Annotated in this window: 14 protein-coding genes; 9 read left to right on the forward strand and 5 right to left on the reverse strand. The window is 61.5% G+C overall.

Annotated elements, in window-relative coordinates:
- Positions 1–19: 19 nt before the first annotated feature.
- Positions 20–400 (reverse strand): hypothetical protein, encoded by a 381-nt coding sequence (locus tag ACFOW7_RS08650; protein WP_378163154.1) that lies wholly within the window; start codon positions 398–400, stop codon positions 20–22.
- 163 nt (positions 401–563) lie between these two features.
- Between ACFOW7_RS08650 and ccoN the strand changes: the two genes are divergently transcribed.
- The 9 genes from ccoN (at position 564) to ACFOW7_RS08695 (ending at position 9010) form a co-directional block, all read left to right on the forward strand.
- Entirely contained in the window at positions 564–2015 is a 1452-nt protein-coding gene (gene ccoN / locus ACFOW7_RS08655; RefSeq protein WP_378163156.1) for a cytochrome-c oxidase, cbb3-type subunit I, read from the forward strand.
- A gap of 15 nt (positions 2016–2030) precedes the next feature.
- Positions 2031–2645, forward strand: a complete 615-nt coding sequence (gene ccoO, locus ACFOW7_RS08660; protein ID WP_378167992.1) for a cytochrome-c oxidase, cbb3-type subunit II — start codon at positions 2031–2033, stop codon at positions 2643–2645.
- A 3-nt stretch (positions 2646–2648) separates the two neighbouring features.
- Positions 2649–2819 carry a cbb3-type cytochrome oxidase subunit 3 gene (locus ACFOW7_RS08665; protein ID WP_378163158.1) on the forward strand — a complete coding sequence of 57 codons (171 nt, stop codon included), beginning with the start codon at positions 2649–2651 and terminating at the stop codon, positions 2817–2819.
- Positions 2816–3745, forward strand: coding sequence for a cytochrome-c oxidase, cbb3-type subunit III (gene ccoP / locus ACFOW7_RS08670; protein WP_378163160.1), 930 nt, complete (start codon positions 2816–2818; stop codon positions 3743–3745). Before ACFOW7_RS08665 ends, ccoP begins: the two co-directional genes overlap by 4 nt.
- 82 nt (positions 3746–3827) lie before the next feature.
- Positions 3828–5315 carry a cytochrome c oxidase accessory protein CcoG gene (gene ccoG / locus ACFOW7_RS08675; protein ID WP_378163162.1) on the forward strand — a complete coding sequence of 496 codons (1488 nt, stop codon included), beginning with the start codon at positions 3828–3830 and terminating at the stop codon, positions 5313–5315.
- 4 nt (positions 5316–5319) lie between these two features.
- Positions 5320–5814, forward strand: coding sequence for a FixH family protein (locus ACFOW7_RS08680; protein ID WP_378163164.1), 495 nt, complete (start codon positions 5320–5322; stop codon positions 5812–5814).
- A gap of 475 nt (positions 5815–6289) precedes the next feature.
- Positions 6290–6691 (forward strand): hypothetical protein, encoded by a 402-nt coding sequence (locus ACFOW7_RS08685; RefSeq protein WP_378163166.1) that lies wholly within the window; start codon positions 6290–6292, stop codon positions 6689–6691.
- Between the two features lie 54 nt (positions 6692–6745).
- Positions 6746–8275, forward strand: coding sequence for a methyl-accepting chemotaxis protein (locus tag ACFOW7_RS08690; RefSeq protein WP_378163168.1), 1530 nt, complete (start codon positions 6746–6748; stop codon positions 8273–8275).
- Between the two features lie 255 nt (positions 8276–8530).
- On the forward strand, positions 8531–9010 hold the full coding sequence (locus ACFOW7_RS08695; RefSeq protein ID WP_378163170.1) for a YegJ family protein: 480 nt from the start codon (positions 8531–8533) through the stop codon (positions 9008–9010).
- Positions 9011–9150: 140 nt separating this feature from the next.
- On the opposite strand, the gene ACFOW7_RS08700 is transcribed toward ACFOW7_RS08695, so the two are convergent.
- The 4 genes from ACFOW7_RS08700 to ACFOW7_RS08715 are packed head-to-tail and all read right to left on the reverse strand — an operon-like array spanning position 9151 to position 17507.
- The gene (locus ACFOW7_RS08700) at positions 9151–12375 is read right to left on the reverse strand and encodes an EAL domain-containing protein (RefSeq protein ID WP_378163172.1); all 3225 of its coding nucleotides are present in this window, start codon (positions 12373–12375) and stop codon (positions 9151–9153) included.
- Complete coding sequence (locus tag ACFOW7_RS08705; protein ID WP_378163174.1) at positions 12353–13192, reverse strand: response regulator; 840 nt, start codon at positions 13190–13192, stop codon at positions 12353–12355. Before ACFOW7_RS08705 ends, ACFOW7_RS08700 begins: the two co-directional genes overlap by 23 nt.
- Positions 13193–13206: 14 nt before the next feature.
- The gene (locus ACFOW7_RS08710; RefSeq protein ID WP_378163176.1) at positions 13207–15051 is read right to left on the reverse strand and encodes a PAS domain S-box protein; all 1845 of its coding nucleotides are present in this window, start codon (positions 15049–15051) and stop codon (positions 13207–13209) included.
- A 17-nt stretch (positions 15052–15068) separates the two neighbouring features.
- On the reverse strand, positions 15069–17507 hold the full coding sequence (locus ACFOW7_RS08715) for a CHASE domain-containing protein (RefSeq protein WP_378163178.1): 2439 nt from the start codon (positions 17505–17507) through the stop codon (positions 15069–15071).
- Between the last annotated feature and the right edge of the window lie 299 nt (positions 17508–17806).

Genomic DNA, 17806 nt, shown 5'->3' on the forward strand with positions numbered 1-17806 from the left:
TTTGGAAGCCTTTCAACCTCTAGCAACCGTTTTTCAGAAAATTTGTTTTTAACGCGGACACCGTCAGCGCGGACAGCCAGGACATGACGATGACCACCGCGACGTTCTGACGGGAAGCGATCTGATATGACGAGCGTGCTGTCAATTGTGGTTTTCCCAGATTTTGCAGAGCGCCCTGCCCGCCTAGATTGGCCGGTTTTCGCGAACTTCCGTCATCAGCGGTAGTTGAGCAAATGCTCAATTGCCGTAATAGGACGTATGACGGTAAAATTTTGCTGCTTTGCAGCAGCCCAAGATGCACGACTTGACACAACAACAAGCGCAACCGTCGCGGCAGGAAACCGCCCCTTTCCGCTGCGGCGTTTTTTCTGGCGCCGTCATCACGGAACGGTTGACGCATATCAACAGGGGTTGCAGTCGGGCGACTTATAGTCGCCGCGTGATCGACCCCGTCTTGAATGATCTCGGCGAGGCAGCAGTACCGGCACCGCATGCACCAAGGCAGCGGTGTTTACAACCCATTCGCCGTCAAGGGTTCTAGTTTCAATACAACGGAGATTTCCATGCAAGCCAACCCTGCGCTTGGCCCCGAAGGACATGGGGCGGAGACCTATAACTATCGGGTGGTGCGACAGTTCAGCATCATGACGGTAGTGTGGGGTATCGTCGGCATGCTGGTCGGCGTCATCATCGCCGCCCAGCTTGCCTGGCCCGAACTCAACTACGGGCCCTGGTTCCACTTCGGCCGTCTGCGCCCTCTCCATACCAATGCCGTGATCTTCGCCTTCGGCGGCTGCGCATTGTTCGCCACGTCCTACTATGTGGTGCAACGGACCAGCGGAGTCCGGCTGATCTCCGACGGACTGGCCGCCTTTACCTTCTGGGGTTGGCAACTGGTCATCGTGCTGGCGGCCATCACCCTGCCGCTCGGCTATACCAGCGGCAAGGAATACGCCGAACTCGAATGGCCGATCGACATCCTGATCACCCTGGTCTGGGTCGCCTACGCCATCGTGTTCTTCGGCACCATCGCCAAGCGCAAGATCAAGCACATCTATGTGGCCAACTGGTTCTATGGCGCCTTTATCCTGGCCGTGGCCCTGCTCCATATCGTCAACAACCTGGAAATGCCGGTGACGATGTGGAAGTCCTACTCGGCCTATAGCGGTGCCGTCGATGCCATGGTGCAGTGGTGGTACGGCCATAACGCCGTCGGCTTCTTCCTGACCGCCGCCTTCCTCGGCATGATGTATTACTTCGTGCCGAAGCAGGCAGGCCGCCCGGTCTACTCCTATCGCCTGTCGGTGGTGCACTTCTGGGCCCTGGTGTTCACCTATATGTGGGCCGGCCCGCACCATCTGCACTACACCGCCCTGCCCGACTGGACCCAGTCGCTCGGCATGGTGTTCTCGCTGATCCTGCTGGCACCGAGCTGGGGCGGCATGATCAACGGCGTGATGACCCTGTCGGGTGCCTGGCACAAGCTGCGTACCGACCCGATCCTCAAGTTCATGATCACCGCGCTGTCGTTCTATGGCATGTCGACCTTCGAAGGTCCGATGATGGCCATCAAGACCGTGAACGCGCTGTCGCACTACACCGACTGGACCATCGGTCACGTCCACTCGGGCGCGCTGGGCTGGGTGGCCATGATCTCGATCGGTTCGATCTACTACCTGGTGCCGCGTCTGTTCAACCGCGACCGGATGTACTCGATCAAGCTGATCGAAGCCCACTTCTGGATGTCTACCATGGGCGTGGTGCTCTACATCGCCGCCATGTGGATGGCCGGTGTGACCCAGGGTCTGATGTGGCGTGCCACCAACCCCGACGGCACCCTGACCTTCGCCTTCGTCGATTCGGTCAAGGCTACCTACCCCTACTATGTCGTGCGCTTTATCGGCGGCGCGCTGTATCTGTCGGGCATGTTCCTGATGGCCTACAACATCGCCCGCACCGCGATGCAGGGCAAACCGGTCGATGCGCCCATCCCGGCGCTGGCCCCGGCCCACTAAGGAGTCCCCGCCATGATGGAAAAAATCCAGAAGTTGATCGAAGAGCGGGTGGGCTACCTGATCGTCCTGACCCTGCTGGTGATCAGCGTCGCCGGCATGGTCGAGATCGTGCCGCTGATGTTCCAGCGCCAGACCACCCAGCCGATTCCGGGCGTCAAGCCCTATACCGCGCTGCAACTGGCCGGCCGCGATATCTATATCCGTGAAGGCTGCTACAACTGTCATTCGCAGATGATCCGGCCGTTCCGTGCCGAAACCGAGCGCTACGGCCACTACTCGGTGGCCGGTGAATCGGTGTACGACCACCCGTTCCAGTGGGGCTCCAAGCGTACCGGCCCCGATCTGGCCCGGGTTGGCGGCCGCTACTCCGACGAGTGGCACTACGTGCACCTGATCAACCCGCGCGATGTGGTGCCCGAGTCGAACATGCCGGCCTTCCCCTGGCTGGCCGACAACAAGGTGGATGCCGCGGTGATGCCGAAGAAGCTCGAAGCCATGCGCAAGCTCGGCGTGCCCTACACCGACCAGCAGATCCAGACCGCCGCCAAGGATGTCGAAGGCAAGACCGAGATCGAGGCGCTGATTGCCTATCTCCAGGGTCTGGGCCTGGCACTGAAGAACGTGAGGTAAGCCATGGAAATCAATCTGTTCCGCGAAATCACCACCGTGGCAGCCTTCCTGTGCTTCAGCGCCATCGTGCTCTGGGCCTGGGGCCGGCCGGCCCAGAATGGCTTCAAGGAAGCCAGCCTGCAACCGATCGAAGACCAAGACACGCCCACGCCGCAGTGGAGTGAGAAATCATGAGCGACTTCTGGAATTACTACATCGCCGGCATCGTTATCCTGTCCCTGATTGCCCTGGCCTATGTGCTCAAGTCGCAGAGCGTGGTCAAGGTCAAGAAAGGGGAAAAGGTCGAGACACTGGGCCATGTATGGGACGGCGACTTGCAGGAGTACAACAATCCGCTGCCCAAGTGGTGGATCGGCCTGTTCTACCTGACCATCGTGTTCTCGGTCGGCTATCTGGTGTTCTATCCCGGCCTTGGCGCCTATCCGGGCCGGCTGGGCTGGAGCCAGGAAGGCCAGTACCGCGCCGAAGTGGTGGCCAAGGATGCCGAGGTCAAGCCACTGTACGACAAGTATCTGAAACAGGACCTGGCCACCATCGCCAAGGACCCCGAGGCACAGAAGATGGGTCAGAACCTGTTCCTGACCTACTGCATGCAGTGCCACGGCTCGGATGCCCGCGGTGCCAAGGGCTTTCCCAACCTGACCGACCACGACTGGCTCTACGGCGGCACGCCGGAAAAGATCCAGGAGACCATCAACGCCGGTCGGCAGGGTCAGATGCCGGCATTCGGCGCAGCCTTCGGTGAAGAGAAGGTCAAGGACGTGGCCAACTATGTGCTCAAGATCGCCGGCCGCAAGGAAGGCGTGGGCCCGGGTGAGTTCGACGCCCAGCGTGCCGTGCGCGGCAAGGCGACCTTCGACCAGGTCTGCGTCGCCTGCCACGGTACCGAGGGCAAGGGCAGCCAGGCACTCGGCGCCCCCAACCTGACCGACAAGGTCTGGCTCTACGGCGGCACCAAGACCACCATCGTCGAGACGATTACCAACGGCCGCAAGAACTATATGCCGGCCTGGAAGGAATTCCTCGGCGAAGGCAAGGTCCACCTGCTGGCCGGTTACGTCTACGGTCTGTCGCAGCGCAGCGGCGATACGCAGCCCTAAGCTGATCACGGCCATGCCTCACGGCATGGCCGTTTTTCCAGACAGATGTTTTCCGCCAACCCGTGCGGTTGCCGAAAAATCTTTGTCCTCCCCCTCCCCGATCATGACCCAGTCATTCAAAAACATCCCGATCAAGGTGGTGCCGGCTGCCCCTGCGCCGGATCCGGCTGTACCGGCCAGTGAAGAGGTCGAGCTGGTCAAGCTGTATGCGGCGGCCAAGAAGGTCTATCCGCGCTGGATCAACGGCCGCTTCACCCAGTGGCGCTGGTTCTGGGTGGTGGCGACCCAGCTGTTCTTCTATGGCGTGCCGTGGTTGCAGTGGAACGAGCGCCAGATGATGCTGTTCGATCTGGTCGAGCGGAAATTCTACGTTTTTGGCCTGGTGTTCCTGCCGCAGGACTTTATCTATCTGACCGCGCTGCTGCTGATGAGCGCGCTTGGCCTGTTCGTCTGGACCTCGATCGGCGGCCGCCTGTGGTGTGGCTATTCCTGTCCGCAGACCGTCTATACCGAGATCTTTCTGTGGATCGAGAAGCTGGTCGAGGGTGACCGCAATGCCCGCATCAAGCTCGATGCCGCCCCGCTGTCGCCACGCAAGTTCCGTCTCAAGCTCACCAAGCATGCGCTGTGGATCGCGCTCGCCCTGTGGACCGGCTTCACCTTCGTGGGCTACTTCACCCCGATCCGTGAACTGGCCGACAAGCTGCCGTCGCTGAGCTACGGGCCGTGGGAGACCTTCTGGATCCTGTTCTACGGCTTTGCCACCTACGGCAACGCCGGCTGGATGCGCGAGCAGGTGTGCAAATATATGTGCCCCTATGCCCGCTTCCAGAGCGTGATGTTCGACCCCGACACGCTGCTGATCAGCTACGACGCCGAACGCGGCGACCCGCGCGGCAGCCGGCGCAAGGACGCCGACTACAAGTCCGAAGGGCTGGGCGACTGTATCGACTGCAAGGTGTGTGTGCAGGTCTGTCCGGTCGGCATCGATATCCGTGACGGTCTGCAATACGAGTGCATCGCCTGCGGCGCCTGCATCGACGCCTGCGACTCGATCATGGACAAGATGAATTACCCGCGCGGCCTGATTCGCTATACCACCGAGAATGCGCTGGCACACAAATATCCCGACAGCCAGATCGTCAACCATATCGTGCGGCCTCGGGTGGTGATGTACTCGGCGGCGCTGCTGATCGTGACGGCCGGGGTGGTCTTCTCACTGCTGACCAAGTCGCCGATCGTGGTCAATGTGACGCGCGACCGCAATACCCTGACCCGCGAGACCGACGAGGGGCTATACGAGAACAGCTACCGTATCCAGATCCAGAATACCGACGAGCTGCCGCACCGCTTTGCCATCCGCGCCGATGGTCTGCCCGATCTGCGGGTGATCACCGACCATGGCGAAGTGATCAGCGTGCCGGCCAATGGCACGGCGGTGGTCGGGGTGCGGGTGCAGGCCGAACCCCAGCATGTGTCGCGCGGCTCGAAGAAGATCTATTTCGAAGTTCAATCGGCCGATGACTTGACCCTCAAGGTCAAGGAGAAGGCCAGCTTTATCGGCAGGTGATCTGATGCAAGACAAGTCGCAGGGCTGGCAGCGCCAGCCCATGGTGTGGCTGTTTCTCGGTGTGCTGGCGCTCAGCCTCGTTGGCTGCGCCGTGATGCTGTGGCTGGCGCTGCGCAGCAATGACGGGCTGGTGGCCGACGACTACTACAAGCGTGGCCAGGAAATCGGCATGGAACTCAAACGCGACCATGCCGCGCGCGAGCTGGGGCTGTCGGCCCAACTGCTGCTGGGCGAAGACGGCCAGACGCTGCGGCTACAGATGCCGGGCAAGGAAACCCAGTTGCAACTGCGGCTGGTCCATCCGACCCGGGCCGGTCTGGACCGCCAGGTCGAGCTGCGCCCCGAAGCACCGGGCCTCTATCTCGGCCGCCTGAACGAGCCTTTGCCGCACCAGCGCTGGCTGGTGCAACTCGAGGACCCGAGCGGTCACTGGCGGCTGCGTAGCGAGGCACTGCTCGGCCCCGGACGGACCGCCTTGCTGCAACCGCCGCCGCGCTGAGGGCGGGCGAAACTTGTCTAGCGAAGAGTTGCGCTGTGTTCTAGACAGGTTTCGCGCAAAGCGGGCCGGGACAGTAGCGCATGCATTGCCAGCAATTTCGTCCTTTATATTTCCTTTTCTTAAAAATACATCATCTAATCTTGCAAGTTTTTTGCTTAATTTTTTCTAAATCCCCTCTTCCCTGAACAGGGTCTTGTGCTGGCTGCTGCACGGATCGGGTGCTAGCGCTTTGGCAGGATTTTGCCAATCGGGGGAAATCCCTAAGCCAACGACACTGGTCTTGCCGAGCCCAAAAAATTAGAATTCTCTTGTTTTCTAATTAATATATTTTTTCGGGCCCACGCCAAAGCCGCCGATAGGTTCTATCCTTCGGGCTGACCCTCTATCTTCCGGCCAGGTGTGGTGCATTCCGGAGCCTGCGCCCATGCAAGCCAGACAGCACAAAACCCATACGCCGGGACTGGATCTGTCGTCCATGTTCAAGTCGCATCAGCCCACCCAGGAACTGGTCCAGCCACGCGCCACGCGTTACCCGGCGCATTGGCGGGTCGCCGTCCTGCTCGATGAGGAGCGGGTGATCGAAGCGCGTAGCGTCAATATTTCGCGTACCGGTATTGCGCTGCATTGCCAGCAGACCTTACCGGGGAATTTTCATGGTTGGCTGTATATCGAAATCCCGCCACGCTTTCCCCTCTCGGCCGGTGGGGTCCGCCAGATCGTGCAAACCCGGGCCCAGATAATCTATACCGTACACGACAGCAAGGCGCAGTGTTTCCGCAGCGGGATGCAGTTCAGTGCTTTTATCGGCGACGCTGAAAAAATCCTGGCACGGGAGCTGGAGCAGCATTTCTCCGGCTACCGCGACCGCAGCGCCTGATTCGTCGGCAGCAAGCTGCCGGGGTTTCCCATCCATCTTTACTGGGAGTTTGCGATGCACTTCTTTCACAGCATCCAGGGGCGTCTCAATCTTCTGTTTGTGGTGATCGTCACGACGGTTCTGGCGCTGCTGGGAGCCTATAACGGCGCCGTCACCCGCGACCGGCTGGAGAAAGGGTTGGCCGAGCAGCAGCGGGCGCTGGCCGGCCGGCTGCAACTGAGCCTGCCCGAGGCAATCTGGAACTTCAATGAAGGCCAGATCGGCAAAATCCTCGAAGCGGAAATGGGCGAATCCATCGTGCATGGCATTCTGCTTGAGATGGACGGCAAATTCCTGGGCGGCCGCAAGCGCGGCAGCGACGGCAAACCCACCCCGGCGGCCAAGGACGACCAACTCAGCGGCACGCCCTTTAAGGTCGATCTGATGTTCGACGACAGCGGCACCATGAAGAAGGTGGCCACCGCCCATGTCTATGTGTCGCGCGACGAAGTCGAGGAAGCGGTGCGCGACAACTGGATCGCCCTGCTGATCCAGATTGTGGTGCTCGATGTGGTGCTGCTGGTAGCGCTGTCGCTCAGTCTGTCGGCGGTGGTGCTCAAACCGCTGAGCCGGCTCAACCATGCGCTTCATGCTATCGCCTCGGGCGATGCCGACCTGACCCGCCGGCTCGAAGTCCAGGGCAAGAACGAATTCGCCGAAGTCTCGCGCTCCTTCAATCTATTTGTCGCCCGCTTGCAAGGCGTGATGCAGCAAGTGGCCGAAACCGCTATCCAACTGGCTGCGGCCGCCGAGCAGACTACCCGGATCACCGAACAGGCCAACGTCGGTATCCAGGCACAGCAACAGCAGACCGACGAAGTGGTCAGCGTGGTATCGGAGCTGGGCCACCAGATCCATGAAATCTCCAACAGCACCGCCAAGGCTTCCGAAGCCGCCGCCTACGCCGACGAAGAGGCCAAGCGCGGTCATAGCGTGGTGGCCGATGCGATTCAGACCATCAGCGAAGCCACCAGCGAGGTACAGAACGCAGCCGAAGTGATCGAGCAGTTGTCGCGCAATAGCAAGAAAATCGGCACGGTGCTGCTGGTGATCAACGATATCGCCAAGCAGACCAATCTGCTGGCACTCAACGCCGCCATCGAGGCTGCACGGGCGGGCGAGGCAGGCCGTGGCTTTGCGGTGGTGGCCGACGAGGTACGCACGCTTGCCAACCGCACCCACGAATCCACCACCGAAATCCAGGAGGTGATCAGCGAGCTGCAACAGGGCACCGAAGACGCGGTAATGGCAATGAAAAACAGTCGCGGCAAGGCCGATCTTGGCTTGAAGCGCGCCCATGAAGCCGGTTCGGCCATCGAGCGGCTGGCCGATTCGGCCCGGCAGATCGCCCAGCTCGACGACGAAATCGCGCTGGCCAGCGCCCGCCAGGACAAGATGGTCGATGAAATGACCGGCAATATCCGACAGATTCGCAATATCGTCGGCGAAGCCGCCAGCGGCGCCCAGCAGACCGCCATCGCCAGCGAGGAAGTGGCCCGACTGGCGACCCGGCTACAGATCGCCGTCGAGCAGTTCAAGATTTAAGCGGAGGGAATCGGAACGGGGAAAACTGCCAAACTTGTCTTTAGGAAAATTTCCAGACAGATGGCTTCTAGATCTATAGCCATAAGAAAATAGAAATTAATCTTTTTTCAAGCAAACTTCTACAGACTGCGCTGGCAGTTTTTCTCTTGGCGCGCCGCCGGGGTCCGGTTAGGCTGTGCCCGCTTTGTTAGCAAGACGTCCACCCTATCAAAATGTCCGCCACCCAGGCGACACCGCTCAATCGGAAAATTCCCCATGTTCAAGCTCGCCGCTTCGCTGCTGCTGACCCTGCCACTTCTGGCCCAGGCTGCCGATGCCCGTACCTTTATCAAGGTGCAGGAAAAAGACCCCGAGATGGTCGCCGCCATCGAGCGCGCCCGCGCCTCGCTCGACGAATTCCTGGCCATCAACGCCAAGCCGCCCAAGGAAGCCAGTGATTTCCGGCTCAAGGTGATGGTGCAAGACGAAAACGGCACCGAACATCTGTGGGTCACACCGTTCAAGTCGCTGGGCCAGGACCGCTTCAAAGGCATCATCTCCAACCAGCCACGTATCGTCGATAGCGTCGAAGGTGGCCAGGAATACGAATTCAGCCGCGCCCAGATCTCCGACTGGGGCTATGTCAAAGACGGCCGCCAGATCGGCAGCTATACCGTCTGCGCCCTGTTCAAGCAGATGTCCAAAGCCGAAGTGAAGTTCTACCGCGAAAAGCATGGCTTCGAGTGTAAGGACTGATCCGCCCCTCTCCCCTCTTGCCACCGACGGCGTTAATGCCGGCAAGGTGGGTTAGTGCATTTCCGCGTCAGATCGTCCGGACACCCAGCGTCAGGTTCCAGTCTGATCCCGGAAATGCCCTAGCCACCCAGCACGGCCCGCTATGCCTCTCCAGACAAGGCGGTCAGCGTGAGCTTGCAACCGCTGCACAATAGCGGGCTGAAATCCTCGGCCTCCAGAGGCCGGCTGAAATAGAAGCCCTGCATCTCGTCACAGCCATGCCGGCGCAGGAAATTGAGCTGTGCTTCGGTCTCCACCCCTTCGGCGACGGTACGCAACTTCAATTGATGGGCCAGGGCGATAATCGCCGTGGCAATGGCGGCGTCGTCGGCGTTGCGGGTCAGATCGGTGACGAATGCCCGGTCGATCTTGAGGCAATCGAAGGGAAAGCGCTTGAGATAGGCCAGTGAGGAATAGCCCGTGCCGAAGTCGTCGAGCGACAGTTTGAATCCCAACTCGCGAAAAGCGTAGAGCAGACGGATCGCCCGGTCTGGATCGCGCATAACGGCCGACTCGGTCAGCTCAAGCTCCAGGTAATCCGACGGCAGCTTATGGCGCTCCAGCGCCGCCTGGAGCGTCTGCGGCAGATGGACATCGTTGAACTGCACCGCCGACAGATTGAGCGCCACCGGCACTATCGGCAGCCCTTGTGCCAACCAGATCGCTTGCTGGGCACAGACGGCATCGATGACCCATTCGCCCAGGGGCACGATCAGTCCGGTTTCCTCGGCCAGCGGAATAAAGCGGGCGGGTGAAATCTGCCCGTGGGCGGGATCATTCCAGCGCAGCAGCGCCTCGGCACCGACCATCTCGCCTCGCACCAGATCGATCCTGGGCTGGTAGTACATCTCGAAACGACGCTGTTCCAGCGCAAGCCGCATCGCCTCTTCCAGCGCCAGCTTCTCCGTCATCACCGCATGGGTAGCCAAGTCGTAGTAGAGATAACGCTCGCCGATCAACTTAGCCTGCTTGACCGCGCTCTCGGCATTGCGCAGCAGGGTGGGCGCATCGTCAGCATCGTCGGGAAACAGCGCCACGCCAGCCCGGGCATCGAGTCGTAAGGCGCGCTCTCCGGTCTCGAAAGGTTGAGCCAGCGCTGCGATCAATTGCTGCCCTAGCAAGGAGGCAGCCTCGGCCTTATGGTTCAGATCGGTCAGCACCACCGCAAACACATCGGCCTCCAAGCGGGCCAGACAGGCCGGTTCGGCCAATACGGCACGCCAGCGCTGCGCCACCTCCTGCAATAGCTGGTCGCCGATATGCCGGCCGCTGTGGTCATTGATCTGGCGGAAATGGTCGAGATCGAGCACCAGCACCGCCAACTGACGCTGTTCGTGTCGGGCGGCGCCAAGCAGCAGGGTGAGTTGATCGAGCAGCAGCTTGCGGTTGGGCAGACCGGTCAGCGGATCGTACAGCGCCAGATAAGCGAGCTGCCTTTCCCGCTCGATATAGTCGAGGCCGAAACACAGATCGCCGACCAGTTCACCGAGCAAGCGCAGTTCATCGGCATCGAAAAAGCCGGGTTCGCCGGCATACAGCACCATCACCGCCCCACCATGGCCCTCCTGCCGCCACGGCAAGGCCGCAATCGCCCGAAAACCGTGTTGCAGCTCACGCCCGCAGAACGGCAACAGCTGCGGGTCGAGCGTCAGATCATTGCAGATCACCGGCCGTTGCAGCCGCAGCGCCTGATTGGCCGGATAGTAGGCATCGGGGCTGTCGGGCGCGCTGCTGAGCAGCAGCCGGTCGGTCGGATCGCACTGACCGCCGCGCCAGGCCACTACCCGGCCGGTATTGCCTTCATCAAGTTCGCCGATCCAGGCCAGCAGGAACTCGCCTTTATGCACGGCGATATCACAGGCTTCCTGCAACAGCTCCTGGCGGTCGCGGATACGCACGATGGCCGAATTGATCCCCGACAACACGGCCAGAATCCGGCTCAGCCGCGAGATACGGACATTGCGCTCATGGCGCTCGGTAATGTCTTCGCAGATGCCGGCCAGCCGGTAGACCTTTCCCTGGGTGTCATAGACCGGAAAAGACCGGTTCTGCACCCAGCGACAGCTTCCATCAGGCCGGATTAGCCGGTATTCCATCTGCAAAGGCTGTGGCAGGGAATCAGGCCCGATGGCCGCGATCACCCGGGACACATCATCGGGATGGATGGCACTGAACCAACTCTCGGGCTCCTGGTAGAGCTGCTGACAAGGAATCCCCCAGATCGCTTCGAAGGCCGGGCTGATATACAGAATCTGGCTCAGATCGGCTGTCACCAGATAGAACATCTCGCGGATATTGCCGGCGACCTGTCGAAAGCGCGATTCGCTCTCTTGCAGTGCCACCAGCGCCAACTGACGCTCGGATACCTCGATTTCCAGCTGCTCGGCATGACGCTGCACCTGCTCCAGCACTTCGAGATTCTCGTAGCACTGGGCCAACTGCGCCGCCAGCGCCAGCGCAAGCTGTTCGTCGGCGTCGTCAAAGCCGGCTCCATTGAGCCTATCGGCCAGATAGAGCCAGCCATAGCAGCGCTGACTGGTGTGCAGCGGCACCACCAGCATATGCCGCACCGGCGGATGACCCGGCGGCAATCCGGCAGCGGCGGTCTCCGCTTCATCAAGCCGCACCAGCCTGCCGCTGCGCAGCGCCATGCCCCACGGGCCGGCGCAGGGGTCGATGGCCTGCAACAGGCGGCGGTCGGCCAAACCTTGCGTCGCGTGCCGCTGCAATTGGCCCGTTTCACCCACGATGGCGACGCCGCTGCAGCGTACGGTCAGGATGTCCTGCGCCGCCCGGCAACACAGCTCGATCAATTGTTGCGGGTCACGTTGCAGATTGAGTTCGAGTCCGAGTTCCAGCAAGGCCGACAGCCGCAGGCTCAGGCCCTCGGTATCGTGCGGGGTCGGGGCCAGCTCGGTCGGCGCAGCGTCTTGCAGTGGTTCGGACGGCCATCTGGCCCGGTCGCCCAGCACCTCGGCCACCGTGTCGAGGATCACTTTCGGTTCGGCAGGCTTGGCGAGCACCCGGGCGGCGCCGCAGGTGGCGGCCAGTTCCTGGGCATCACGCAGCCGGTAGGTCGCGGTGTAGAAGATGATGGGCAGATGGGCCAGGCGCGGATCGGCCCGCAGACAGCGGGCCATTTCAAGGCCATTCATCCTCGGCATCAGAATATCGGCGATCAGCAGATCGGGCCGCTCGGTCCACACCTTCTCAAGCGCCACATCGCCATCGTCGGCTTCGATGGTCTGATAACCGCCATAGCCAAGCAGTGTGCGCAGAAACTGCCGGTTGATGGCCCGGTCGTCAACGATCAGGACGGTCGCCATAGGCATCCTCGTCGCTTGCTTGCAGACAGGCGGCAATCTCATCGAGCAGACGCTGCGGTTCGATCGGCCGCTCGATAAAGCGGGCAGCGCCCAGACTCAGGGCAGCCTGGCGGTCGCGGCTACCCCAACAGGAAGAACTGAGCAGCACCACTGGAATCGCCGCCAGCGCCGGCTCAGCCTTGACCTGGCGAATCAACTCGAAACCATCCTGACTTGGCATCTGTTGATCGGACAGAATCAGATCGGGCCGGATCTGCCATATCAGCACCAGCCCTTCGACCACCTCGCCAGCCAGCCAGACCTGATAGCCCGAAGGCTCCAGCGTCTGACGCAATAGCTCGCGATTGACCGGGTTATCGTCTACCGCCACGATGCGCGCCCCATCCTGCCGTAGCTTGCCCGGCTGCGCCGATAGCTGCCAAGCGGGCGATGGTGGCGGCAGTGATGGCACGCTATGCCACAGATGGCTCTCCAGTTGGCCGACAAAGGCTTGCGGATCGATCGGCTTGGTCAGATAGCCATCAAAGCCCCCGGCCAGCACCCGCTCACGATCACCGACCATGGCCAGCGCCGTCACGGCAATCAGGGGAATCGACGCCAGCGATGGATTGCGCTTCAGTCGCTTGGCCACCGCATAACCGTCGGCGTGCGGCAGGTGAATATCACAAACGATCAGATCGGGCGGCGACTCGGCTGCCATCTGTATGCCCTTTTCGCCATCGCAGGCAGTCAGGGTCTGATGGCCGAAGGCCTTGAGCAGATAGGTCATCAACTCCAGATTGTCGGGGTTGTCCTCGATCACCAGAATGCGTGCCATCGTCGCTCCTTCCGCTAGCGTTCGCCGCAGTCATCGGGCAAGGTCAGCACGAAGGTACTGCCCCGGCCCGGCTCACTGTCGCAGGTAATCAGGCCGCCCAGCAGCCGTGCCAGCTTCTGCGACAGATAAAGCCCCAGCCCGGTCCCTTCGTGATCGCGCCCATCAAGCCGGGAGAAGGCCTTGAACAGCGTCTCGCGCTGCTCGGTGGCGATACCGCAGCCGGTGTCGCGCACGCTGACCTCATGATAGAGACGACCCTTGTCCGCATACTGATGCAGGCTCAGCGTGACCTGGCCACCAGTTGCGGTGAATTTGATCGCGTTATTGGCCAGATTGAGGATGATCTGGCTCAGGGCACGCTGGTCGGTATAGGCGGGCTGCACGGTCCGCGGCAATTGCACCGTGAAGTCAACCCCTTTCTCCTGGGCAAGCGGGCGCAGCACCGACATCGCTTGTTCGAGCACCGCTCGATAGCACAGCCGCTCCAGCCGCAGCTCGACCTTGCCCGACTCGATCTTGGCCAGGTCAAGCAGGTCGTTGATCAGGGACAGGAGATGCTTGGCGCTGCCCGACACGGTGTGTAGCTGCTTTTCCTGCTCGGCCGTAAGCGGGCCGGGCAGACGCATCAGCAAGGTGCCGGTAAAGCCGATGATGGCGTTGAGCGGCGTGCGCAGCTCATGCGACATATTGGCCAGGAAACGGTCCTTGGCCTCGGCTGCCGCTTCGAGTTCGAGATTCTTTTCCCGCAGCATCTGCTCGAAATCGCGCCGCTCGCTGATATCACGAATCGCACTCGATACCAGCATCCCCTCTTCGGTATCGATAGGGCTGAGGCTGATTTCGACCGGGAATTCGCTGCCATCCTGGCGCAGCCCGTACAGCTCCAGTCCGGCTCCCATGGCACGGGGACGTGGGTTGGCAAAAAATCCCTGCCGAAAGCCCGGATGACCACGGCGGAAACGGTTCGGTATCAGCAATTCGACCGGCTGCCCCAACAGGGCTTCGCGCCGGTAGCCGAACAGCCGCTCGGCCTGTGAGTTCACCAACACGATAATGCCTGCCTGGTCAACGATCACCATGGCGTCGGGGGCCGATTCGAGCAGACCACGGAATTTGCGCTCGGCCTTGAGCCGATCGCTGATATCGCGTACCGCGCTGATCACCAGCAGCCCCTCGTCGGTTTCAAGCGGTCTCAGGCTGATCTCGACCGGAAATTCGCTGCCATCCTGGCGCAGCCCGAACAGTTCGAGCCCGGCCCCCATCGAGCGCGGCCGTGGTTGGGCGAAATAACCGCCGCGATAGTCGATATGGCGGCGCCGGTAACGCTCGGGTAGCAGCAGCTCAAGCGGCAGGCCACGCAGACCGCCAGGCGGATAGCCGAACATCTGCTCGGCCTGGGTATTGACGCTGATAATCCGCCCGGTCGGGCCAGAGACCATGATGCCGTCGGGTATCGATTCAAGCAGATCGCCAAAACGCGCATCGATCAGCTTGGCCAGCCGCAGCACCTTGAGTTCGGTGACATCCTTTTCACTGCACAGCAGATAGCTCTGCCCAGCCTGCACCACCGTGCGACAGGAACTCAGCACATAGACCAGACTGCCGTCCTCGCGCCGTCGCAGCACTTCACGGGTCAGATCGCCCCGGGTAAAGGCCGTGGCAAGCAGCTGGCGCTCGCTAGCGCAGCGTTCAGGCGGCACCAGCAGCTCGACAAAGCTGCGGCCCAGCGCAGCAGCCGGCTCATAGCCATACAGTACGGAGGCCCCGCCGCTCCAGTGGGCCACCGTCCCATCCTCAGCAAGCAACACCACTGCGTCGGGTTGCTGATCCCGATATAACTGGACGATATCGATCTCCATCGATTGCCGCCTTCATCTCAAAGCGCCGGCAGCGTGACGGTAAATACGCTGCCTTGGCCGTATTCGCTCGAAAAGGTGATCTGCCCGCCCAATAGCTGAGCGAACTTTTGCGATAGATAAAGCCCCAGTCCGGTCCCGTCGTGGCGCCGGGTGGTCGAGTCATCAAGCTGACCGAAGGCTTGAAACAGCCGGGCCTGGTCCTCGGGGCGGATGCCACAGCCGGTATCACTGACCCGGATCTCCGCCAGCTTCGTGCCTGCCACTTCACTTTGTCTGACCTCGACCCGGACTTCGCCCTGCTCGGTATATTTGATCGCGTTGCTGATCAGATTGATGACGATCTGCGCCAGCGCCCGCCGGTCGGTATGCACGCTGACCGCTTCCCCACCGGGCAGCAGCGCCAGCTGCAGGCCCTTCTCCTCGGCCAGTGGCCGCAGGGTTGGCAATACTTCTTCCAGTACGTCGCAGCACCGTACCTTCTCCAGCGCCAGTTGCACCTTGCCCGATTCGATCCTGGCCAGGTCGAGCAGATCGTTGATCAGCGACAGCAGATAGCGCGCGCTGTGCTGGATCGTCTGCAACTGCCTTTGCTGCGCCTCGTTGAGCGGACCGGGCAGGCGCATCAGCAAGGTGCCGGTAAAGCCGATGATGGCGTTGAGCGGGGTGCGCAGCTCATGCGACATGCTGGCCAGAAAACGGTCCTTGGCCGCATTGGCGTGTTCGAGTTCGAGATTCTTCTGCTGTAGATCGCGCTCGCTCTCGCTGCGCCGGCTGATTTCCTCGGTCAGGCGCTGGTTGCTCAGCGCCAGCTCCTCGGTACGCTGCTCGACCAGCGAGGCCACCCGGCTGGCGCGGCCGGTCAGCACCATCATGAAGGCGCCGACGATCCCGGTGAACAATAGCCCGCTCGCCAGTACCGCCCAGGCATGCCAGCTTCGGTTGGCCGCCAGATAGCCTGGGGTCGGCCAGGCCTGCAAATCCCATTGCCGCCCGGCCACTTCGACCGTCAGCGAGGCGCCAAACAGCTTGCGTACTTCGTTGAGCGGCGGCGAATACCAGTGCGGCCGGCCGCCGACACTGAAGAAATGCAGGGCGCTCGATTGCGGCAGCGCACGGTCGTGCAGACGGAATTCGATCTGCTCGAACCGCTGATCCTCAACGGCCGCCGCCACCAGATCGGTCAGACGGAAGCCTCCAGCCAGATAGCCCTGTAGAGGGCGGGGATTTTCCGCCGCAGTCGCCGGTGTTCGGTAGATCGGCACATAGATGATCACCCCCACCTCATCAGGCCGGCTAAGCAGCGGCACCCAGGCCGTCGCCGTCGATTGCCCGCTTCTTGCTGCCTGTCGCAGGGTTTCGGCCCGGGCGGGCTCGGTCAGGAGATCAAAACCACGCATGGGCCGGGACGACCCGCTACGGTTAAGCATCAGGTCAAGCGGCACATAGGCCTCGCGCATGGTTGCCTTGACCATCTGACCGTCCTTCTGCCTTTCGAGAATCTGTAGCGGTTGCCCCATTTCTTCACTGAGCAGGCGCTCAAACTCGGCCCGCCCGGCTGCCGGCACCCAGGGCACCCACGACAGGCTCAACATGTCCGACTCGCGTGCCAGCAGGTTTTCCGCTAGCGGCAGAAAGATCGCCCGATCGAAGCGGGGCCTGAGCTGCTGAACATCGCGGATCAATTCAAGCTCGGCGATATAGCGGCTGATCCGGCTCTGCATCATGTCCTGGAAGTCCTCGGACCGTTCGATGAACCACTGGCGCTGCCGCACCACTTCCCAATGATTGACCTGGAAGAACACCCAGACCGTCAGCGCAAAACACACCGCCAACGGCAAAGTGATCAATAGCCGGCGCCGCCGCCATACCCGGGCCGAGCCCGGGTGCCAGATCAGGGTCAGCGGCGCGAAGATCAGTACGCCGATGGTGTCGCCGACCCACCAGGTCCACCAGCTATAGCCGTAGGCGCTCGGCGAGATCGAGCCTGCCGCCACCAGAACGGTCACGCTCCAACTGGCATTGATCATGCAGGCCAGCGGCCCGCCCAGCACCAATAGACCGGCCACCGCCCGCTCGTCGTCAAGCCTAGCCGGCTGCCCCAACAGCCGTCGCGTCAATATCGCCCCCACCAGTGCTTGCACGGCGGCACCGAGCGAGATGCTGACGGCGATCAGTCCTGATTCGTGCCAGTCCTGTTGAGCGCTGCTATCGACTGCCACACCGAAATTCAGCAGCAGCGAGCCCACCAGCACAGCCGGCCAGTAGCGGTAGCCGCCCAGCAGCAGCGCCGCCAGCGCAATGCCCGACGGCGGCCAGACGGCCGTGGCATAACCGGGCGGAATCGCCAGCAGCAGCCCAAGACGACCGGTCAGATAGTAGGCTGCGGCGATCAGCACAAAACCGGGCAGATAGCCACCGACGCGACGCCGGAATGGAAGCGGACTGGAATGAGGCATGGGCTCGCTTTGTTTGAAGACACGACCCTTAGCCGCCCCTGCTACCCGGCTGCGGCGGCGCGGTGTTCCCGACTTATCGCTTCAGTATGGTCAGGCTTTGGGCACCTATCATCCTCCATCAGGATGATGGGGCTGACCATTTGTCCGAGGCGGACAGGCAACCAGGTGTCCGCTGTCGATGAATTCAGGGTAGCTATGCATTTTTTATATAGCTATCGGCGCATATGCCAGATACAGTCTCGAATTAAAATAAAAAAGCCATGCATAAAATGCATGGCTTATTACTCAGGCCAGGTCGG

Source organism: Chitinimonas lacunae, from assembly GCF_042650885.1.
In the GTDB taxonomy this organism is placed as follows: Bacteria; Pseudomonadota; Gammaproteobacteria; order Burkholderiales; family Chitinimonadaceae; genus Chitinimonas_A; species Chitinimonas_A lacunae.